The 22,184-nt window shown below is 38.1% G+C and carries 12 protein-coding genes and 1 pseudogene; 3 read left to right on the top strand and 10 right to left on the bottom strand.

Annotated features, from left to right (window positions below):
* The 4 genes and pseudogenes from WBM60_RS04405 to WBM60_RS04390 all read right to left on the bottom strand — a co-directional run.
* Window positions 1–336 (bottom strand): annotated as a pseudogene (locus WBM60_RS04405) (hypothetical protein); the annotation flags it as partial.
* A 44-nt stretch (window positions 337–380) separates the two neighbouring features.
* Entirely contained in the window at window positions 381–1,148 is a 768-nt protein-coding gene (locus tag WBM60_RS04400; RefSeq protein WP_424282796.1) for a CDP-alcohol phosphatidyltransferase family protein, read from the bottom strand.
* Between the two features lie 121 nt (window positions 1,149–1,269).
* The gene (locus tag WBM60_RS04395; RefSeq protein ID WP_424259398.1) at window positions 1,270–2,646 is read right to left on the bottom strand and encodes an amidohydrolase family protein; all 1,377 of its coding nucleotides are present in this window, start codon (window positions 2,644–2,646) and stop codon (window positions 1,270–1,272) included.
* Window positions 2,643–4,082 (bottom strand): amidohydrolase family protein, encoded by a 1,440-nt coding sequence (locus WBM60_RS04390; RefSeq protein WP_424277628.1) that lies wholly within the window; start codon window positions 4,080–4,082, stop codon window positions 2,643–2,645. Before WBM60_RS04390 ends, WBM60_RS04395 begins: the two co-directional genes overlap by 4 nt.
* A 251-nt stretch (window positions 4,083–4,333) precedes the next feature.
* Here WBM60_RS04390 and WBM60_RS04385 point away from each other — a divergent pair, with 251 nt between their 5' ends.
* A complete protein-coding gene (locus WBM60_RS04385) occupies window positions 4,334–7,750 on the top strand; it encodes a ThuA domain-containing protein (protein WP_424282795.1) in 3,417 nt (1,138 codons plus the stop codon).
* An 89-nt stretch (window positions 7,751–7,839) separates the two neighbouring features.
* Here the strand turns inward: WBM60_RS04385 and WBM60_RS04380 are convergent, their stop codons facing one another.
* The 4 genes from WBM60_RS04380 to WBM60_RS04365 form a co-directional block, all read right to left on the bottom strand.
* Window positions 7,840–9,474, bottom strand: a complete 1,635-nt coding sequence (locus WBM60_RS04380; protein ID WP_424276870.1) for a M1 family metallopeptidase — start codon at window positions 9,472–9,474, stop codon at window positions 7,840–7,842.
* 162 nt (window positions 9,475–9,636) lie between these two features.
* The gene (locus WBM60_RS04375; protein ID WP_424282794.1) at window positions 9,637–10,965 is read right to left on the bottom strand and encodes a DUF2268 domain-containing putative Zn-dependent protease; all 1,329 of its coding nucleotides are present in this window, start codon (window positions 10,963–10,965) and stop codon (window positions 9,637–9,639) included.
* Window positions 10,966–10,973: 8 nt separating this feature from the next.
* Window positions 10,974–12,308, bottom strand: coding sequence for a M28 family peptidase (locus WBM60_RS04370; RefSeq protein WP_424276871.1), 1,335 nt, complete (start codon window positions 12,306–12,308; stop codon window positions 10,974–10,976).
* 257 nt (window positions 12,309–12,565) lie between these two features.
* Complete coding sequence (locus tag WBM60_RS04365; protein WP_424282793.1) at window positions 12,566–14,773, bottom strand: bifunctional alpha,alpha-trehalose-phosphate synthase (UDP-forming)/trehalose-phosphatase; 2,208 nt, start codon at window positions 14,771–14,773, stop codon at window positions 12,566–12,568.
* A 102-nt stretch (window positions 14,774–14,875) separates the two neighbouring features.
* Between WBM60_RS04365 and WBM60_RS04360 the strand changes: the two genes are divergently transcribed.
* Both WBM60_RS04360 and WBM60_RS04355 read left to right on the top strand, forming a co-directional pair.
* Window positions 14,876–16,675 carry a glycoside hydrolase family 15 protein gene (locus tag WBM60_RS04360; RefSeq protein ID WP_424278110.1) on the top strand — a complete coding sequence of 600 codons (1,800 nt, stop codon included), beginning with the start codon at window positions 14,876–14,878 and terminating at the stop codon, window positions 16,673–16,675.
* Window positions 16,676–17,042: 367 nt separating this feature from the next.
* Entirely contained in the window at window positions 17,043–19,073 is a 2,031-nt protein-coding gene (locus tag WBM60_RS04355; protein ID WP_424278111.1) for a dipeptidyl-peptidase 3 family protein, read from the top strand.
* Window positions 19,074–19,157: 84 nt separating this feature from the next.
* On the opposite strand, the gene WBM60_RS04350 is transcribed toward WBM60_RS04355, so the two are convergent.
* Both WBM60_RS04350 and WBM60_RS04345 read right to left on the bottom strand, forming a co-directional pair.
* The gene (locus tag WBM60_RS04350) at window positions 19,158–20,969 is read right to left on the bottom strand and encodes an acyl-CoA dehydrogenase family protein (protein ID WP_424276567.1); all 1,812 of its coding nucleotides are present in this window, start codon (window positions 20,967–20,969) and stop codon (window positions 19,158–19,160) included.
* 21 nt (window positions 20,970–20,990) lie between these two features.
* The gene (locus WBM60_RS04345; RefSeq protein WP_424282792.1) at window positions 20,991–22,181 is read right to left on the bottom strand and encodes an acetyl-CoA C-acyltransferase; all 1,191 of its coding nucleotides are present in this window, start codon (window positions 22,179–22,181) and stop codon (window positions 20,991–20,993) included.
* Window positions 22,182–22,184: the final 3 nt, after the last annotated feature.

Here is a 22,184-nt window from a genome sequence, read left to right as displayed (position 1 = left end):
GGCATAAACAGTGCCTCGGATCGCTCGTTCTGCAGGAGATTCTTTAAGTACCTGATCATTCCAACTGGTTTCATTATATGGATGGAGCAGCAGATGTGAATGGCCTTCTATAATTCCTGGTAAAAGTGTCATCCCTTTTAGCAAAATGGTATCTTTTATAATTTTTATCGGACATTTATCAAGAGGACCAGTGTATTCAATTTGATTGCCATCCACAACAACGATCCAATTAGCAAATACAGTTTCTCCATCAAATACCCTATCAGGAATCAATAGTGTTTGACTTTTCATTCCGGTACTTAATAGTAAAAAGTATAGGATAAACAGCTTTTTCATATCCGGTTATATTTATGAAGATTGAATGTTGAAAATAAAGATAATTACCGATTTAGCATCCTTCGAATTGCAATAAATAAAAAAATAAATAGGGAATAACCAATGAAAAAGGGAATTATATAGAATTCCAGATTACACATAAGCATTATACCTATTAGTAAAAGTTGAAACCCTAGTCCAAAAGTAGAAACAGCAGTCATAAACCAATTGGGAAGATTTTGACTTGCTACAGCCCTTCTGTCCAAGACATAAATTATCCTATCAAAAAGTCCATATAGGATGTTGTAAAGTCCAAAAAGGAAATTAACCGTTTGCTGCTTCTCTCCGCTCATGGCTTTTGGTGCTTTTCGTTCAAATACCCGGCTTGTGGTATCACCATTGTATTTATTTCTCAGAATAACATAATAGTAATTATAAAGTGTTCCCTGCAACTGAAGTCCGATAAAAGCCAGGATGGTATACCCTATTGAACCGTCAGTAACATACCAAATCGTAATCAGGATCATTAGATTAAGAATAATGTCTGAAACAGAATCTAAATACCTTCCAGTATAAGAGGGCTGATTTTTAATACGGGCTAGTTCTCCATCTGCTGCATCTAAAATTGATTTTAATATTAGGAAGAACGCGGTGGCCCAGTAATAATGATTAAGAATACACAGGATTGCAAGAAGACCCGAAATTACAAATCCGATAGTTAGATGGATCGGAGTAAAAGCGGTATTTTTTAAAGAATTTGCTATGACTCGTGCAATGGGTCTGCCATAGTCTGAAAGGTCTATAAATTGATGTTCCTTGGGTAATTTGGACATTATATTAGTGCCTGCTACCTCTGTAGATATTAATAACGATTGCACGCTGGCTTAATATGAAGTAAAGGCTTGACAAAAATAACATTAAATCTACTATTACGTCCTTTAAATACTAGTATAACTAGTTAGCGGAAGCATTTTTTGCTATTTGTTGCAGTTTTTGATCAATATCGGCCTTGCTTATCCATTTCCCTTTAACCATTACGCCAGCCAAGTCTTTTAAGGCCCTGATGTCTTCAATAGGATTAGAATTAACAAGGAGAATATCTGCGGCCATTCCTTCCTTTAATTGGCCGAAAACAGATTCCTTATCAAAAAAGAGCGCTGGGTTGACTGTTCCGGTTTGTAGTATTTCAAGTGGGGATAAGCCTGACTTTAACATTCCCTCCATTTCGTGATGGATGGAAAAGCCTGGAACATTGAATAATTGTGGAGCATCTGATCCCAATAGCAGGCCATGCCCGGTTTTATTTAATGTATAGATTAGTTTTCTTCTTATGTCTATAAAGGTTTCCCATTGTGTTTTATCAAAATTTGTGCCCGGGCCTGTTGATGCCTCCTTACGTTTTCTCCATTCTGACAAGGTTGATGCAGGCATGTATTTCATCTCGGGCTGCTGAAGAAGTATTTCTGCATCTACCGGTGCAAACCATCTTTCAAAAAGGCTTTGGGTAGGTACTATCCAGACTTTGTTGTTTTTTGAAAGTTCAACGAGTTCATCAATCATCGTAGTATCAGCCAGTTTCGTAAAATTATAACCAAAAAATCCGTTTTCATTTGGATTAACATTTTCTGACTTAGGCACTAAACCTTCTAAAAATCCATCTACATGGTCTATGGAAGCATATTTACTCGCTAAGGCATGTTCAATACCGACATCAACCGGCACATGTCCGGAAAATGAAATCCCCGATTCATTAGCAGTTTTGACTAATTCGTCAAACACATCGCGCTTAATTCCAGGGTGGATTTTTAAAAAATCATAACCGTCGATTTTATAAGCTATTACCTTCTCCCTGGCTTCTTCAGCTGAAGTAACTGAATTTCCATTTAAGGAAGGGCTGGAAGTAAATATTCGCGGACTTAGCAGTTCCCCTTGTTCTGCTGCTATTCGCAACTCTAAATGTGACGGATGACCTAACATTCCCCTTATAGTGGTGATACCATTGGATAGATATAGAAAAAGGGTTTCCTCCGTTCGTTCTTTAGACGTAGGTGGTGAAGGAATATGAGCATGCATTTCGGCCAGGCCTGGTAAGGCATATTTTCCCTGCCCATCTATGATGGTTTTATAAACCTCTTCATTTTCTATACTGACCGCTATTTTCTTAATTTTCCCAGAGTCAATAACCATTTGCCGGTCCGGGAGAAGTTCTCCTGTACTTACATCAATAATCGTAACATTAGAGATTAAAATGGCCGTATCACTTACTTTTTCCTGTGCCTGATTACATGAAATAAAGGTTAAGATAGCACCAGCAATAAATAGTTTTTTCATGGGTTTATATTTTTTTCAATTTCAGCTTCTTTCATTAATTTGAGTAACTCTTTGGAGTTAAAAACCGTGTCTCCTTTTATTACGAAATCAATTTTTTGTGTATTTGAGATATTCTCCAGCGGATTTTCAGCCAATAAGACCAGGTCGGAAATTTTGCCTTTAGTTACCGATCCATAGTCATTATTTTTTTTTAAGAAAACAGAACCGTTAAAAGCCGAAGTTCGCAGTGCTTCTATGGGTGGAATACCCACCCTTACCATTGCTTCCAGCTCTTTATGCAAAGAAATTCCCGGATAGACATATGAATTATATGCCCCACAATCTGAACCTGCAAGAAGACCAACCCCAGCTTTATTAAGGTCATGGGTTAATTTACCAAAAAAGGCATTTAATTCTTTCCTATCTCTTCTGCGTTCTGCACTGGCCTTAAGAGCTCCGTTAATTCTCCCCTCATAGGTTTTAATAAAGAGATCTTCCAAATATTTTAAATAGGAATCCTCGCTGTGGTTTACTTCATCTAAATAGCTTAAAACTTCTCCAATATGAAGTGTTGGTACTACAAATATGTTGTTGGTTTTTAATGATGCAAATGTCTTTTCTGCGGTACCTTCTTCATAGCTCTCCTGCAACAAAGGCATGGCCTCCCAAAATCCAATGGTTTTATCCTGAAGTTGTTTTGTAAGGGTATTTTCAAGGTAAGAACATCCCTTCATTACGTAATACAAATGCTCAATGGCATCTATGCCGGCCTCTACTGTTTCATTTAAATTTACGGTAAAAGGCATGTGACCCGAGGTAATTAAACCCCTGTTTTCTGCTTCTTTAATAGTTTTCAGATATAATTCGCCGCTAATCTTACTATCGTATAATTTAACAAAATCCGTTTTCAAATTTGTCAGGGAATCAAGTGCTTTTTCAATATCCAGTTCATTTTCAACTTCAAGTGAACCGGCCCAGGTTGCACCGGAGCCATCAATTTTAGGACCTGAGGTATATATATCCGGACCTGTTAAAGTTCCTTCGGAAATACTCTTTCTCCATTGCATTACATTTGGAGTGAGATCGCCACCAGCGTCCCGGACTGTAGTTATTCCGTTGGCTAAAAACACTTTTAAAAAGTTTTTGTTATTCGAAATCAAGTCTTTGCCACCTCTGAAATGTACGTGATTGTCCCAAAACCCCGGCAGGATATATTTGCCTTTTGCGTTTATAAGTTTATTTCCCTTATATAGGGGGATTTCATCAGAATTACCCAGTTCTTTTATTCGGCCATTGGAAATATAAATATCCTTTTGTTCAATTTTGCCGCTTTCCAAATTAATGATATTCCCGTTCTGAATGATAAGATCAACCATTTCCTTCGAGTTCTCATTACAGCCTGTAAGAATAAAAAGGGATAGAACTAGAATTGATAGGTTTTTTAAGAAAATGGACATATAGAAAGTAGAAATTTAACGCTAAAAGTAAAAATAATAAAGTAGACAGGTTTAGAAATGGTGTAATTTTTGCAAATCCAGGGGCACTAATGTTTGGGAGTCTTAAAACAGATTTCTGGTGATGTCTTATTTTTTTCACAAATTAATACGAATTAGTTGCTTATGAATATCATATTTTGAAAAATTAACAACTACTATTCTTATATTTGCTGCTTGCAAAAAATTTACAATAACCTATTACTCATTAAATAATGAAAAATATTTCCCCTTTGGCAATATTCTTTTGTTGCCTTTTACTTATTGGATGTAGTTCTAAAAAAAGAGAAGGAAACCCAAAAGTATTGGTGTTCTCAAAAACCATGGGATTCAAACATGCATCTATTACTGATGGGATAGCAGCTATTGAAAAACTGGGCGCTCAGAATAATTTTGAAGTAGATACTACTAAAAATGCTGCCATTTTTGAAGAGGACTCATTGCGCCAATACTCGGCGATTATATTTATGAGTACTACTGGTAATATTTTGGACCACAAGCAGGAAGCTGGGTTTGAGCGTTACATTCAGGCCGGTGGTGGTTTCGTTGGTGTCCATGCAGCCACTGATACGGAGTATGATTGGAACTGGTATGGGAAATTGGTTGGCGCCTATTTCCATAGCCACCCTGCAGGTACTCCGGAAGCAGATTTTATAATAAAAGATCAAAGTTTTGTAGCAACCAGTTTCTTTACAGATACGATCTGGCACAGAACGGACGAGATGTACAACTTCAGGAAGATAAACCCGGATATAAATGTCCTTATGACTGTTAATGAAAAAACCTACGAAGGAGGTATTAATGGAGATAACCACCCTATGAGCTGGTATCATGAGTACGATGGGGGTAGGGCATTTTACACGGCACTAGGTCATACGTCAGAATCCTTTACAGAAGAATTGTATTTGAAGCACTTGTTAGGGGGTATACAATATGCAATTGGGGATAATTTAAAACTCGATTATTCTAAAGTGAGTTCGCAAATTCCGCCAGAGGTGGATAGATTTTCCAAAGTTTCTCTGGTAGGTGGAGGCGAGTTTTTTGAACCTACCGAAATGACCATTTTACCAAATAATGATGTCCTTATTGGACAGCGGAGAGGGGAAGTTATGCACTACAATGCAATTACCAAAGAGCTAAATCAAGTTGCTCTCCTTGATGTTTACCATAAATCATTGTTGAACCCGGATGTCAACGCCGAAGAAGGACTTATGGGATTGCAAAAAGATCCTAATTATGCACAGAACAACTGGATTTACATTTATTATGCTCCAACAGGGGATGAGTCTGTAAACCGATTGTCAAGATTTAAGTTTAAAGACGGAGTTTTTGACATGGATTCCGAACAAAAAATTCTGGACGTGGACAGCCAGCGTGAGATCTGTTGCCATACAGGAGGGTCTATCGCATTTGGACCCGGCGGACTATTACATTTATCCACTGGTGATAATTCCACGCCCTTTAACGAAAAAAACGTAAAATATGTAAATAGTGGCTACGCTCCCTTAAATGATACTCCCGGAAAACAGCAATATGATGCCAGAAGGTCATCTGGCAATACTAATGATTTAAGGGGAAAAATTTTGCGGATAAAAGTAAATGAAGACGGTTCTTATGATATTCCGGAGGGTAATTTATTCCCGATAGGGACAGAAAAGACACGCCCGGAAATTTATACCATGGGTCACCGAAACCCTTATAGAATATCGGTGGATCCCAAAAAAGGCTATGTGTATTGGGGCGATGTTGGCCCTGATGCGAGAGAGGACAGCCTTTTAACAAGAGGTCCCAGGGGATATGATGAAATGAATCAGGCCAGGGAAGCCGGGAATTTTGGGTGGCCACTTTTTGTCGCAGATAATAAACCCTACCTCGAATATAACTACGAAACAGGGGTTAGCGGGGAAATATTTGATCCCGAAAAGCCTTTAAATAATTCTAGAAACAATACGGGTTTAAAAGAACTTCCAAAGGCTATGCCCGCTTATGTTTTTTACCCCTATGTTGAGTCTACAGATTTTCCTCAGGTAAGTACCGGAGGGAGAAATGCAATGGCTGGTCCGGCGTATTATTCGGATCTGTATAATGGTCCTAGCGCCTTGCCTGAATACTATGATGGGAAGGTGATAATTTTTGATTGGATGAGGGGCTGGATGAAAGCGGTGAGCCTTTTTGAAGACGGCACATTCAATAAAATGGAACCTTTTGCTTCAGATATTGAGGTTAATAACCTTATCGATATGGAAGTAGGCGCAGATGGCAGAGTATATCTTCTTGAATACGGTAGCGGGTGGTTTCAAAAAAATGATAATTCCGGATTGAGTTATATTGAGTATAATGGCGGAAACAGACCACCCTTAATTGACCATCTTATAGTGGATAAGACCTCCGGAAGTTTACCATTGAGCATTACAGCCGAAGTTGTGGCAATTGATAGAGAGAAAGATCAGGTAAGTTATTTATGGAATCTTGGAGATGGAACAACCATGGAGTCGATAGAACCTTCAATTAATTATGTTTATGATAAGCCTGGAGAATATATGGTTTCTGTTGAGGTAAAGGATGATAAAAATGCTATTGCCACCAGTGAGGTGGTAACTGTTGTTGCTGGAAATTCAAGGCCAATAGTAACCATAGATCTTAGTGGAGGCAACTCATCATTTTTTATGCCTGGCGTACCTTTAAATTACAACGTCTCCGTAAATGATCCGGATGGCAATGGGGATATTAATGAGGAAAATATATTTGTGTCAGTAGATTATATGGAAGGTATGGATGAAGTAAATCTTTCACTGGGTCATAAGGAGGTTTCTGCATCTGTAATGGGTAAAGCCCTTACTTTATCCATGGATTGTAAGACCTGCCATAAAGTTAATGAGGCCTCTATCGGGCCTATGTATACGCAGATTGCAGAAAAGTACAAAGATGACGACAATATGGTTAGTTATTTGCAAGGCAAAATTAAATCCGGGGGTAATGGCGTCTGGGGCGAAGTGACCATGCCTGCACATCCTAACATCACGAACGCAGAATCCAGGCAAATTGTGACGTATATTCAATCGTTGGTGGAAGGAAATGCTGTGAAAAAATCTCTTCCTGCCAAGGGTTCCATTATGCCAAAACCGACACCAGGGACCAACGTTTTTGTACTTACAGCCAGCTATACGGATGCCGGAAAAGGAGAAGCCATACCGCTTACAGGTGTACAAAAAGTTTTCCTAAGGGGTAGTACAGTTCCTTTTTCCAGTAAAACTAAAGTAGACGGATTTAACCCCGTTTCGTTTGGTGGAATGGATTTACTCATATTACCTGCTAAAAAGGGTTGGTTTGTTATGGAAGACATAGATTTAACCGGGGTAAAAGTGGCACATATTAACACTAGTTGGAGGGAGTTGCCTACTGCCGGTCTTGATTTTGAGATGCGATTAAATGGACCGGATGGCAAGTTATTAGGAAAAGGAAGCATGCCAAAGCCGTTAACAGGAGAAACCAGAAGTATGGTGTCCATTAAGCTCGATTCGGATGCCGACGTTAAAGCAGAAGAAATCTATTTTGTATATATACCTAAAAGTGGTGATGATAAAGGCCCTGGTACCGTTATCTTGAGAAATGTAAGGTTTGGCAGTAATTAATTATTTTTAGAATACTATATCTGGTCGGAGTCAAGTACTACTAAAAGGGTAATCTTGGCTCCGATTTTTTCACAAGTTTATCAAAGGAGTTATTGAGATAGATTTTTAACCAATATATAAAAATTCTCATCTACCAGAACCTGGGTTGTATCCTTCGCATCTAAGTTTTCTGTTTTCCATTCAGCCCTGGGGAATAGCCATTGTTCCTGTTCGTTAACTTTAATTCTTACAGGCATATCAAAATCCTTGACAATATTTGTGTACCTGTATCTCATTTTATTACCCTTAAGGCTAAATTCCAAAACCGGAATTTTTGTGGTACGCAGATATTGATTGAAAAATGCTGTGAGATCTATATTGGTTTGTTCACTTAGATAGTTTTCAATCTGGTTGGTGGTAACCGTCTGATGATAAAATTCTTTATTTAAGCCACGAAGAATTTGCCTCCATTTTTCATCATCTTCCAGGAGTTGTCGCAGGGTATGTAGCATATTTGAGCCTTTATAATACATATCCCCGGATCCTTCATAATTAACGCCATATACACCAATAATAGGGCGGTCATTGCGAATTCTGCTTCGGGTCCCAATAACATATTCTGCAGAAGCTTCTGGGCCAAAATAATAATCCAAATAAAGATTTTCGGAATAGGCGGTAAAACTTTCATGAATCCACATATCAGCAATATCTTTATTGGTAATATTATTGGCGAACCATTCATGTCCGGATTCGTGAATTATAATGAAATCAAATTTTAAACCCCAGCCACTACCCGAAAGGTCTGTACCCAGATAGCCATTTTGGTATTTATTCCCATAGGTTACTGAACTCTGATGTTCCATTCCTAAATAAGGTACTTCAACTAATTTAAATCCATCTTCATAAAAAGGGTAGGGGCCAAACCAATGTTCAAAGGCTTCCATCATCAGACCAGCTTGTTTGAACTGTTTTTCGGCCAAATCGAGATTATCTCTTAATACGTAATAGTCCATGCTCAACGATCCATTTTCTCCTTCATAGGTTTCTCCGAAATAAACATAATCGCCTATGTTTACGTTTACACCGTAATTATTAATAGGATTAGCCACAAACCAATGGTAAGTATTGGAATTCTGGCCTTCTTCAACGTTTCTTAAACGACCATTGGAAACATTCATAAGATTTTTTGGTACAGTAATGCTTATGGCCATACTATCCACTTCATCATACATATGGTCCTTGTTGGGCCACCAGACACTAGCCCCAAGACCCTGACAGGAAGTAGCGATAAATGGCTGGCCATTTTGATCTGTGCTCCAGGAGAAACCCCCATCCCAAGGAGCATTATCAGCTTCTTTTGGGTGCCCGGAATAGGATACGACAAGTTCATTGTATTCGCCAATTTTTTGTGGCTTTAAAAGAGTAACCCAGTGCGCATTCCCTATGGAGTTATAAACAAGGTCATAGCCGTCCTGATTAATTTTTGTTATAGTCAGCGGGGATTGCAGGTCTATTTGAATAACCTGATTTTCACTTAATACTTTGTATCTGATAGTATTGCTTCCCGAAATATATTTCTCCTCCGGATTAACTTCAATGTCCAGGTCGTAATAATTCAAATCCCACCATGCCCTTTCAGGAGTAATGCTTCCTCTAAGGGTGTCTTGGGCTGTAAAAAGTGGTGACTGACCGTACGCAGCTAAAACTATGAGAAGTACGACGGTATGAAGTAAAAATCTGATCATTGTATACTATTTATTAACAATCATTTTCAATGGCTATTTTATAAAAGCCCTTTCAGTGGAAGCGGTTTAAAATCTATTTTCTTCATTTAACTTTTATGAAGTTATAAATTAAAAGTAGCATGACACTTAAATGATATTTTTTATAAGATAAGAACTAATAAATTAAAGGTCCTTTTCCAGGAGAAAAGCATAATCACTTGCTTTAAGTATAGATAAAAAGTCATTTGTATTTAAAAGTTCAAATACAGCCTTCTGCTTATTTACGGCAAGTTGGTAATATGATTTTGAAATCAGGTATCCCACGGTATATCCCAGATCATGAGGCCTGTCATTAATTCCACCTCCGTTATACAGCCATTTGGAATTGTCATCAGAAAATAAATCGTTTTTTAGGTCATTCATTATTCTCTGCTCATTTTCTATATCACTAAGATACGTAAGATTGGAATTCTGTAATTCTTTCCCCGAACACAATTCCACCAGAAAATCACATACCCCTTCACTGATCACTTGAGCAAGCACGGTTTCGTTATTTTCAGTATCCTGATAATTTTGTTGAAAGTGCATTAATTCATGTATGGTAAGTCCCGGAAGGTCTGAAACCTTCATAATCGCTTCTTTTTGCCAATTAGTTAATCCTGCGGTAGGCATTGAGTCCGATCTGCCATACATATCACCTCCAACAAACATTCCCATTTCAGTTGCTGTTCCACCAGAGTTTAAAATACCCGGTACCACATATACTTTTGGAAAAACGGCTTTAGGGTAAATATCTTTAAAATTACGCATCCATCCGGCAGTTTTCGATTTTAAAGCGTTAATGCTATCCTGATTAAACTGATTTTTTAAGTAATGGAAGTAATCGGGCGAGGCATTAATCATTTGTCCATACATATTGTTCAAATTTATATAGCGCACCACATAAAAATCACGCAACTCTCTTGGTCCTTTAAAAATAAATTCTTTAAAGATATGTTTGGCATTGGCAGTATCTTCCGCAGCTTGTTCAAAATAGTCCCAAAAAAGGGTCATTGAACCCATTTCCATACTATAATTAGAAACATCCTGAAGCTGCAGTTGTATGGAGTCTAATCTCATTTGAAGATCCCGCCACAGAGGCATATCCATATTATTTTTTATACCATGTAGTTTAGAGATTATTTTTGGGTTGGCCATGCCATTGTCTATAGCCTTGTGCAATAAAATAGCTACAGAATCTGATTGCCCGGCCTGAGCATATAGCGAGGCCGCTTCTACATATAATTCCGAAGACTTCAGATCTCGATTGGCATTTACCAACTTATAGGCAAAAGTATTGTAAGCCCCGGTACTATCCAGTTGCTCATAATCTTCGTAGAGCAGGTTTAAATCGGGCAAATAAAGCTTTTTTACAGCTTCTTTGTCTGTTTCGTTTCCAGCTTCGCAGGAATTCAAAAAAGGGGTGAGCAGAATGATGAAGATAAAGACTCGGGGAAGGTTTCTTCTATTCATGATGTTTGTTATTCTCTAAAAACTCGATTTGGAAATACAATTATACTTTCATGTCCATTTGCTCCTACAGCCGCAACACCAAAAAAGGAATTGTCAATGACTATTCCATCTAATGTAAAGGAATTAATATCTCCAACATAACGACTGTGATCCCATGTAGGTGATGTGGTATCCCGCCAGTATATTTTGTAACCAGTGGCTCCTTCAGACTTACTCCATTTTAATTTTACCGAAGCTTGAACTATACCTCCAATTTGCACTTCCTCCGGAGCAGGGGGAGCAGAGGCAATTGATGCTAAATTTATGGCGTTAACTGCCGTAAGTTTTTTCGCATACTCAAAATTTACATGTTCCAATACGTCGCCGTAGGCTATTCCATTTTCCATTCTGATATCCTGATGTTGCTGGGTATAATTTTCATGTGCTTCCATTATCCGGATACCGGCAAAACCAGCATCATTAAATGGTCTGTGATGTCCCCCTCTTCCAAAACGATCCAGTCTGTAAATTAGTATTGGATTCATTTCAGGCATATACATTTTAGTTGTTTTATAAACATATCTTGCTAATTGGCGGGAAATTCCATCTACTTCTCCTCCATAGAATCTTCTTGCTTTACGCTGTTGTTCTGTTTCTGTAGGAGGTACGGGTTCTGAAAAAATTCTAAAATCGCGATTGCTCACTACCCCGTCTACACCACTTATATTCCCAATCATATCATTGTTCAATATCCCCAATATTTCCCATCCTTGTTGTTTGGCATAAGCCGCAAGACCTTTTCCGCCAAATAGTCCTTGCTCTTCACCCGATAGTCCTACATAAATAATACTGCTCTCAAAATTGTATTTGCTTAATACTCTTGCGGCTTCAATGGCACCGGCCATACCGCTGGCATTGTCATTTGCTCCCGGGGCATCTGAAGTGAAATCAGTTGGATCACTTACCCTGGAATCAATATCCCCACTCATTATAATAAACTTATTGGGGTATTTAGTTCCGCGCTGAATAGCCACAACATTTACCACCCAAACGTCGTGGACAATACGATCGTTCTCACCTTCTTTTATTAAATCTTTTTGGTAAAACACTTCCAGACAATTATTACATCCTTCGGAGATTTTTTCAAACTCACTTTTTATCCAGCGTCTTGCTGCGCCAATCCCCCTCGTCGCTGAGGTTGTATCACTAAGGGTGTGCCTGGTTCCAAAGTTCGTCAGCGTTGTCACATCATTTTTTATACGCTTGGATGAAACATTATCAATGATGTCATATAAGCGGGAATCACTTTGAGAATAGGTTAGTGTTGACAATAGTATTAGTAATAGAGTAGCATATTTTTTCATAGACTATAAAATTTATGAGGGATTAGTTTCCAATTAATTCAACAAAAATACAACTAGGATTTTGAACTTGGGCCATATTTTAGTTTAGTGGACCTATATATGTCATTCACCTATAGGGATACACTTCACTTTTGTTCTAAAACTACATCAGGCATAGGTTCAAAAATAAAAGTCAGTGTTATCATAGTATTATTTTTTTAATATATCGGGATTAAATACTACTTGTTAGGTAATTTTAGGCATAAAAAGTATGATTGCTATTTAATAAACTTTTTCAGCATACCGCGTACTCCGGAAACACTTTCAATATAATATTTAGCCTGGGTGTTTTGCATCCCTACCTTAACGGTCACGGCCTCTTCAGGTAGTTCCTGAAACATAAATTCATCTGTCCAATCATCCCCAATTGCAAAAATAAAGTCATAATCCTCCTGCGCTAACACTCGCATTGCCGCCCTACCTTTATTAACATTACTACTCTTTATTTCCATTACTTTGTTGCCATTGAGTACGCTAATATCATCATTGCCAATAAGACTCGTAAGTACTGTATTCAATTCAGTAGCCCTGTTGGCTCCAAAGTCGGGATCTGTATTTCTGTAATGCCAGGCAAGGGAATAATTCTTTTCTTCTATAAAGGAACCAGGGGTTCTGTCTACAAATGATTCCAATACCGGATATATTTTTTCCATCCAGTCTTTTTTAACATTTTCCAGCATTCTAAATTCCTCACCTTGTTCTGAAATCCAAACCCCATGTTCCACTATCATATTATATTTTTTAGGCAAAAACCAGCGAGCAAAAGTTTCTTTATCTCGTCCGCTTATCAAATAGATATCGTTGCCTTCCTTTTCGCTTAATTGGTCTAACAAATCATATAACTCTTTATCCGGACTTGCTTTTTGCGGATCAATTTTAAAACCGGCTAATGTACCATCATAGTCGATAAAAAAAAGCTTCTTTTTAGCTTTTTGGTAATCTTGAAGCACTCCTTTTAAAAGGGTTTCAGTAAGACGTTTTGAAACATTGGCCGTATCCCGGTCTTTTTGGCCCTGTAATGAGGTCATAAAATCATTGGCCCATTTCTCAACATTATAGCGTTCAAGCCGGGTTTGAAGTATTGCATTTCTTCTTTTTTGTTCTTCCAATGGCATATTGATTGCCTTGAATAATGTATCTGCAATCTGTTCAAAATTATTGGGATTAATAAGCAGAGATTCATTCATTTCATTAGCTGAACCCGCCATTTCACTCAAAATAAGAACGCCGGTTTTATCTGTTCTTGTCGCAATATATTCTTTAGCAACCAGATTCATTCCGTCCCTGATGGGGGTCAACCAGGCAATATCACTCGAAGTGTATAGATCAATTAAATTCTCAAAAGGGAGTGATCTGTAAAAATACCAGATGGGTGTCCAGCTAACCGTTGATAATTCACCATTAATTCGGCCTACGAGCTCATCAATCTCCTTTTTTAAAAGTTGATATTGAGGGACATTGGAACGGGAAGGCACCGCTAAAATTATAAGTCTGATCTTTTCTTTGTATTCGGGATATTTATCTAGAAAATATTTGAACGCATGTAATCGCTTGGCGATACCTTTGCTATAATCCAGACGATCAATTGACAAAATTAATTTAGCATCCGGACTTGATTTTTTATGAAGATCTAGCCTGCGTTGTAAATCAGATTGCTGGTCTTCGGTATTCTGTTGATGAGTTTTAGCTGCCTCACTAAATTTTTCATAGTCAATTCCCATGGGAAAAGAATCGACCTTAACAATCCGGTTGTCCACATAAATATCATTAAAACTAACTTCTGCACCCAACAACCTTCTTACGGAACTCAAAAAGTGTCGTTCATAATCATAGGTATGAAAACCAATTAAATCTGAACCCAGTAAGCCTTCCAGAACCTCTTCACGCCATGGTAATGTCCGGAAGATCTCATATGAAGGAAATGGAATATGCAGAAAGAAGCCTATGGACAAATTGGGTCGCCTTTCCCTAACCATTTTTGGCACCAACATTAATTGATAATCGTGTATCCAGATGGTATCCTCTTCACCAGCTTTTTCTATAATAGCATCGGCAAATTTTTGATTAACCGACTTATATGTCAGCCAGCTATCCAGTTCAAATTCAGCATACTCTAAAAAATAATGGAATAAAGGCCAGATTGTTCGATTGCTGAATCCAAAATAAAATCCGTTTACCTCCTCTTCTTTGAGATTAACCTTGGAAGAACCATGTTCTGCAAGTGCTTTATCTATTTTAGGTGCCAGTTCCTTTGGAATTTCTTCATCTGTGAGGCCACTCCACCCAATCCAAAGACTGTCTCCCCCCGAATGAACAGATTTCATGCCAGTAGCCAAACCTCCAACACTTGGTATTGCATTAATGTTCCCATTGCTAATTTGCAATTGAACGGGGAGTCTATTTGAGATTATGATAGTTTTGCTCATGTATTGAATAAAATTACGGGGATTTGATTTTTATTTTTCTAAATTTCGTCAAATTGCAGTGCAATAACAATTATTAAGGAACTTTTAGCGGATAATTCAATTATGGACAATTTAGATTATGGTATTATCGGAAATTGCAGGAGTGCAGCATTAATTTCCAAAACAGGTTCCCTAGAATGGTGTTGTTTACCTGAATTTGATTCCTCATCTGTTTTTGCAAAGATACTGGATGATAAAATTGGTGGCAGCTTTGAAATTCATGTTTCTGAAGAGTATTCAATAAGCCAGCGATATAAGAAAAACACAGCTATCCTGATTACCAGGTATTCAGATGGAGACAATATATTTGAACTGCACGATTTTATGCCAAGGTATTATGCAGAAAATGGAAAATATCATGCACCCCCCGAGTTAGCTCGGTATGTGAGACACATCAAGGGAAACCCCAGATTTAAAGTACTTTATGATCCAAAACTGGAGTATGCAATAGGGGAGACCCGGTCTTATGTAAAAAAGAATTTTATTGTTAGCCTTACAGACAATGAAAAATTTGATACCGTCTTTTTATATACCTCATTTAATAAAAATGCCGTACTCGAGGGAAGGGAGCTCGAGGTCACAAAAAACGGGTACTTTTTATTAACTTATAATGAGAAGATATTACAGCCCGATTCAAGGAAAATTTATTTAGATCTGGAAAATACCAAAGTCTATTGGCTCAACTGGACCAACAGGACTCCGACTTATAATCAGTATAATAAGGAAATTACAAGAAGTGCAATAACACTTAAACTATTGAGCTACGATAAATCAGGGGCAGTACTCGCTGCTGCCACCACATCATTACCCGAAACCATAGGCGAAGTAAGAAATTGGGACTATCGTTTTTGCTGGATAAGGGACGCCTCAATGGTTATTAAAGTAATGGCCCAATTAGGGCATAAGAACGTGGCCCGGAGATACCTTCAGTTTATTATTGATCTTATTCCTGATAAAGATGAGAAACTTCAGATAATGTACGGCATAAACAAGGAAAAAAACCTTACCGAAGTGACTCTGGATCACTTAAGCGGATATAAAGGTTCCAAACCCGTGCGCGTTGGTAATGCTGCCTATAAGCAAAAGCAAAATGACATCTATGGTATTCTTATGGATGTAATTCACGCTCAGTTGGTAAAATTTAGTACCAATATAGAGAACGGGGAGGAATTATGGGGCATAACCAAAGGTATTGTCTGGATCGTATCGAGACACTGGAAAGAGGCCGATAAAGGAATTTGGGAATTGAGAACGGAAGAAAGGCATTTTACTTTTTCTAAAGTGCTTTGCTGGGTGGCTATTGACCGGGCTATAAAAGTTGCCAGGATACTTAAAAAAACCCGGAAACTTGAAAAATGGATAAAATTAGAACAGGAAATAAAAGAAGATATTTATTCCAATTCCTGGAACAGCGAGGTTAATGCATTTACCCAGTCTTATGGATCCATGCACTTAGACGCCTCTGTTTTATTGATGGAATCTTATGGATTTATTCATGCTAAGGATCCTAAATTTGTAAGCACAGTTTTAGCAATTGAAAAAGAGCTAAGCAATGATGGATTATTATATAGATATAAAAATGAGGACGACTTTGGATTACCTTCATCCTCATTTACTATTTGTACGTTCTGGTTTATTAACAGCCTTTTTAAGATAGGAGAAGAAGAAAGAGCACAACAACTTTTCGATAAGTTATTAAGCTATAGCAATCATTTAGGGCTTTTTAGTGAAGATATTGATTTCAAAACAAAAAGGTTACTGGGAAATTTCCCTCAGGCCTACTCGCATTTGGCCTTAATAGAATGTGCTGTAAATTTTGCGAACAAGGCCAGTGAAGAAAAAGTATTGGAATCTATGCGCTGACAATTGGCCGGTAATGGAAGTGTCAAGTGCTTTTTGAGTTAGAAGATTTATGAATTTAATAAAAAAACAGTTTTACTTTTTATTTTTTCGATCAATTCTTTAAAGTATTCTTCATGGGTAAATAGATTCATAATTTTGGCCCTTAGGTAAATAATTCCTTTAATTTTTGTTTGCACAATATAGAAGTTACCTTCTTCGAGTAAATCTTGCCGAATTGATGCATTGATTTTATTGAGACTTGAGAAATCTTTGTCTTTATTGATAATTCTGAAACAAATGATATTAGACATTGAAGTTGTCTCTAACAAGTGTAACAAATAGGTAATGTTTCTGTAAATTTGTAGGATCATATTAAAAGGTAAAAATCATGAAATGGAAACATGTTTTTAGTAGTTTTCTAATAGTATTACTATTGTGGTCTTGTAAGCAAAAAGTAATGCCTGAAGAGACTGCTTTAGTCACGGAAAAGGAATTTGAATATGTAGTAGATCAGTTTGCAGACCTGAGAATACTCCGTTATCAGGTTCCTGGCTTTGAGGATCTCACTTTAAAAGAAAAAAAATTAGTTTATTACTTAACCCAAGCTGGTTTAGCTGGCAGGGATATTATTTGGGATCAGAATTACAGGCATAATCTAAAAATAAGGACAGCATTGGAAAACATTTACACCACTTTTGAAGGTGATAAATCGACCTTTGACTGGAATTCATTTGATGTGTATTTAAAACGAGTATGGTTCTCCAACGGAATTCATCATCATTATTCCAATGATAAAATAAACCCTGGTTTTTCTAAAGAATATTTAAACTATTTACTTGCAGAAACCAATACGAAACTGGAAGGAGAGGCTTTTGAGGTTATTTTTAATGAAGTGGATAGTAAAAAAGTAAACAAAAAGAAAGGAGTTGATAATGTGGCCTCCTCAGCAGTTAATTTTTATTCCCCTGATATCACCGATGCGGATGTGGATACCTTTTATAAAACCGCATATAAAGGTCCTGAGGGTCGGCCAATAGAAACTGGTTTGAATTCTACGCTAGTGAAAGAGAATGGCAAATTGGTAGAAAAGATATGGAAATCGGGAGGGTTGTATGGCACAGCTATAGACGAAGTAATCAAATGGTTAGAAAAAGCGCGGACTGTAGCTGAAAACGAAAAACAAGCCAAGACTTTGGGATTACTAATCGAGTATTACAAAACAGGAAGTCTTGACAAATGGGATGCATACGCTATGGAATGGGCGACTTCAACTCAGGGTAATATAGATTGGATAAATGGCTTTATAGAAGTTTATAACGATCCCAAGGGTTACAGGGGATCTTACGAGAGCATAATTGAAATTAACGATTTTGATATGTCAAAAAAAATGGCTGTACTCTCGGAAAACGCCCAATGGTTTGAAGATAATTCTACCTTAATGGAAGAACATAAAAAGGATAATGTAGTTGGTGTCTCTTATAAGACCGTTAATGTTGCCGGTGAGGCGGGTGATGCCTCTCCAAGCACTCCTATCGGCGTAAATCTCCCTAATAATAATTGGATACGCCAAAAACATGGCAGTAAGTCTGTGTCATTAGGAAATATAGTTGATGCGTATAGTAATGCCGGAGGTAGTGGCAGATTAAAAGAGTTTGCTAATGATGAGGAGGAGATCAGGCTTGAAGAAAAATATGGTAAACTGGCAGATAAATTACATACCGCATTGCACGAAGTAATAGGTCATGCTTCGGGACAAATAAACCCGGGGGTAGGACAACCTAAGGAGACCTTAAAAAATTATAGATCAACTATTGAAGAGGGCAGAGCAGACCTGGTTGGTCTGTATTTTGTTATGGATCCTAAGCTGGAGGAATTGGGTCTGGTAGAAAACTGGGAAGAAACTGCCAAAGCCTCATATGATGAGTATATAAGAAATGGTTTGATTACGCAATTGATAAGAATTGAATTAGGAGATGATGTGGAAGAGGATCACATGGTGAACAGACAGTGGGTATCAGCCTGGGTATTTGAAAAAGGCAAACCCAACAATGTCATAGAAAAAGTAACCAGGGACGGTAAGACCTATTATAACATCAATGATTACAAAGAACTACGTGGATTATTTGGAGAATTATTGCGTGAAACTCAAAGGATAAAGTCTGAAGGTGATTTTGAAGCTGCTCAGGAATTGGTAGAAGGTTATGGAGTTAAAGTTGATCAGGCATTACACGCGGAAGTGCTGGATAGGAATGCGCAATTTAAGTCTGCACCCTATAGCGGATTTGTTAACCCCGTACTGGTTCCAACTGCTAATGAAGAAGGTGAGATTATTGAAGTTGAATTAGTACAGCCTGCAAGTTTTGAGGAACAGATGTTAAACTATTCAGCAAGCTATGGTTTTCTTATTTCTAAGAATTAAACAAATAGTAATTTTAGGAGACTTTAATAAAAAAAAACCGCTCAATTGAGCGGTTTTTTTTATTCCAAAATAAATTGATTGTGATTAATCAAAAGTATAGGCATTATCCGAGGCCACCTTTTCCGCTATTTGCATTCGGAGAGCCGCAACATTAGGCTGATTGGTATACTTTGTAAAACGCTTTAATCCCATAAGCATCATTCGTTGTTCATCACCCTCTGTAAATGAGACTATTGCTTCCTTGCCTTTTTGAATTACTGTATCCACTGCATTGTATAAATACAGCCTGGACATCGCAATTTGTGTAGCCTGGTTCTCTTCCCCGAATCTTTGGGCATTTTTCTCTGTTCTAAGAATTGTAGATTCGGCCATATATATTTCTATTAATATGTCTGATGCAGCCAATAACACTTGTTGGTGTTTTTCCAGATCAGTGCCAAATTTTTGTACTGCACTTCCGGCTACCATCAGAAATACCTTCTTAAGTCGGGCGATGATATCGTTTTCTTCCGAAAAGAGTTTAGAATAATCAGGGGTATCAAAAGAGGGTATGCCCATAAGTTCTTCGGCCACCTTCGTTGCCGGGCCCAATAAATCTACATGGCCTTTCATTGCTTTCTTTACCAGCATACCAACCGCTAACATCCTGTTTATTTCATTAGTTCCTTCATAAATACGTGCTATACGGGCATCTCTCCAGGCTGATTCCATTGGGGTATCTGCGCTAAAACCCATGCCGCCAAAGATCTGGATACCTTCATCTGTAGTTTGTTGGACATCTTCAGATACAGCCACTTTTAGTATAGAACATTCTATGGCATATTCCTCAACGCCTTTTAGTTCAGCTTCCTGGTGTGAATTGCCTTCAGCAACACGTATGGCTATCCTATCTTCAATATTCTTAGCTGCTCTATAGCTGGCAGATTCTCCAGCATAGGCATTCGTTGCCATTTGCGCAATCTTTGCTTTAATAGCTCCGAAATTTATGATTGGGGTTTTAAATTGAATCCTTTCATTGGCGTAATTAACCGCTTCACCCAGCACTCTCCTTTGAGCTTCCAGACAAGCTGCAGCCAACTTTATTCTTCCAATATTCAAGGCATTCATTGCAATCTTAAATCCATTCCCTCGTTCCGATAGCATATTTTCAACGGGGACTTTAGTGTCGCTAAAAAATACCTGTCGGGTGGAGGAGGAGTGAATACCTAATTTTTTTTCTTCATCTCCCATCGTGATTCCATTTGAAGGATCATTTTCAACAATAAAGCCTGTAATGTTTTTATCATCTCCTATTCTGGCAAAAACAATAAATAATTTACAGAAACCCGCATTGGAAATCCACATTTTTTGACCGCTAATTTGATAGTGCTTTCCGTCTTTGGATAATACAGCCTTGGTTTTTCCGGAATTTGCATCTGATCCTGCACCTGGTTCTGTAAGACAGTAAGCTCCGAACCATTCACCTGATGCCAGTTTGGGTACATATTTCTTTTTTTGCTCTTCTGTACCGTAAAGGGTTATTGGCATGGTGCCTATGCCCGTATGCGCTCCAAAGGCCGTACTAAATGAACCTGTAGCGCCGGATATATAATCACATACCAACATTGTAGAAACGAATCCCATACCGAGACCGCCATATGCCTCGGGAACAGCAACACTTAAAAGACCCAGTTCACCGGCCTTACGCATGCACTCTTCGGTAAAGGCATAATCCTTTTTTTCAAATCTTTCCCAATGTGCCCACAATTCACGATCTACAAAATCCTTGGTGCTTTCACGCATCATTTTTTGCTCTTCGGTCAGATCTTCAAGCGTAAAAATATCTTCGCATTTTGTTTCTTTAACCAAAAACTGACCTCCACGTAAGATATCTTTGTTAATTGTATCTGTACTCATTTTATATCTCTTTAATTGTTGTTAATTTAAAAACTCGTAGATACCAGCTGCACCCTGGCCTGTTCCTACACACATGGTTACCATTCCGTATTTACCTTTCATATCGCGTTTGCGCATTTCATCAAATAATTGAACAGAAAGTTTTGCTCCTGTGCAACCCAGCGGATGACCCAGTGCAATAGCACCCCCATTTACATTAACCAGATCCTGATTAAGGTTTAATTCTCTTATAACTGCAAGGGATTGAGAGGCAAAAGCCTCATTAAGCTCTATTAATGAAATAGCATCCTGCTTTAAACCTGCTTGTTTTAATGCCTTAGGAATTGCTTTTACAGGACCAATTCCCATGATTCGGGGTTCTACACCGGCAGCGGCATAATTTACCAGACGGGCAATTGGTTCTAACTTTAACTCTTTGACCATTTCCTCACTCATCACCATTACAAAAGCTGCACCATCACTCATTTGTGAAGAATTACCTGCAGTAACACTGCCACCTGCTGCAAAAACAGGTCTTAATTTGGCAAGAACTTCTTTGGAAGTATCTGCTCTTGGGCCTTCATCTTTATTCACGATGTAGGAATTTGTTTCTTTCTTACCTGCAGAATTAACAAAGGTGTGTTCTACTTCAATGGGCACAATTTGTTCCCGGAACTTATTTTCCTTTTGTGCTTTCAAGGCTTTCATGTGAGAGTTGTATGCAAAATCATCCTGATCTTCCCTCGATACCTTAAATTGTTTTGCAACAGCCTCGGCTGTTAAACCCATGCCCCAGTAATAATCTTCATGTCCTTCTTTTGCGATTTCGTAATCGGGGGTTGGCTTGTATCCCCCCATTGGGATATAACTCATGCTTTCCGCTCCCCCGGCTATGATGCAATCAGCCATGCCCGACTGTATCTTCGCTGTGGCTATACCTATGGTTTCCAGTCCAGAGGCACAATATCGGTTTACCGTAACACCGGGCACATCATCTATCTCTAATCCCATTAAGGATATCAGGCGAGCCATATTAAGACCTTGCTCAGCTTCGGGCATTGCATTGCCTACAATGACATCATCGATTCTTTTTTTATCGAGTTGTGGCAACTCGTTCATCATATATGCGATGGTCTCTGCCGCCAATTCATCAGGTCTTTTAAAACGAAATAATCCTCTTGGTGCTTTGCCAACTGCTGTTCTGTACGCCTTAACGATATATGCTGTTTTCATTTT

The sequence above is a fragment of the Eudoraea sp. genome (assembly GCF_049669105.1).
Taxonomy (GTDB): Bacteria; Bacteroidota; Bacteroidia; order Flavobacteriales; family Flavobacteriaceae; genus Eudoraea.
The sequence above is the reverse complement of the archived record's forward strand: the minus strand, read 5'-3'. Positions and strand labels throughout refer to the sequence as shown.

Coding starts and splice junctions, on each gene's coding strand:
- WBM60_RS04400 (WP_424282796.1), bottom strand. CDS start 1,148: ATGTCCAAATTACCCAAGGAACATCAATTTATAGACCTTTCAGACTAT.
- WBM60_RS04365 (WP_424282793.1), bottom strand. CDS start 14,773: ATGAGCAAAACTATCATAATCTCAAATAGACTCCCCGTTCAATTGCAA.
- WBM60_RS04395 (WP_424259398.1), bottom strand. CDS start 2,646: ATGAAAAAACTATTTATTGCTGGTGCTATCTTAACCTTTATTTCATGT.
- WBM60_RS04350 (WP_424276567.1), bottom strand. CDS start 20,969: ATGAGTACAGATACAATTAACAAAGATATCTTACGTGGAGGTCAGTTT.
- WBM60_RS04385 (WP_424282795.1), top strand. CDS start 4,334: ATGAAAAATATTTCCCCTTTGGCAATATTCTTTTGTTGCCTTTTACTT.
- WBM60_RS04370 (WP_424276871.1), bottom strand. CDS start 12,308: ATGAAAAAATATGCTACTCTATTACTAATACTATTGTCAACACTAACC.
- WBM60_RS04360 (WP_424278110.1), top strand. CDS start 14,876: ATGGACAATTTAGATTATGGTATTATCGGAAATTGCAGGAGTGCAGCA.
- WBM60_RS04355 (WP_424278111.1), top strand. CDS start 17,043: ATGAAATGGAAACATGTTTTTAGTAGTTTTCTAATAGTATTACTATTG.
- WBM60_RS04345 (WP_424282792.1), bottom strand. CDS start 22,181: ATGAAAACAGCATATATCGTTAAGGCGTACAGAACAGCAGTTGGCAAA.
- WBM60_RS04375 (WP_424282794.1), bottom strand. CDS start 10,965: ATGAATAGAAGAAACCTTCCCCGAGTCTTTATCTTCATCATTCTGCTC.
- WBM60_RS04390 (WP_424277628.1), bottom strand. CDS start 4,082: ATGTCCATTTTCTTAAAAAACCTATCAATTCTAGTTCTATCCCTTTTT.
- WBM60_RS04380 (WP_424276870.1), bottom strand. CDS start 9,474: ATGATCAGATTTTTACTTCATACCGTCGTACTTCTCATAGTTTTAGCT.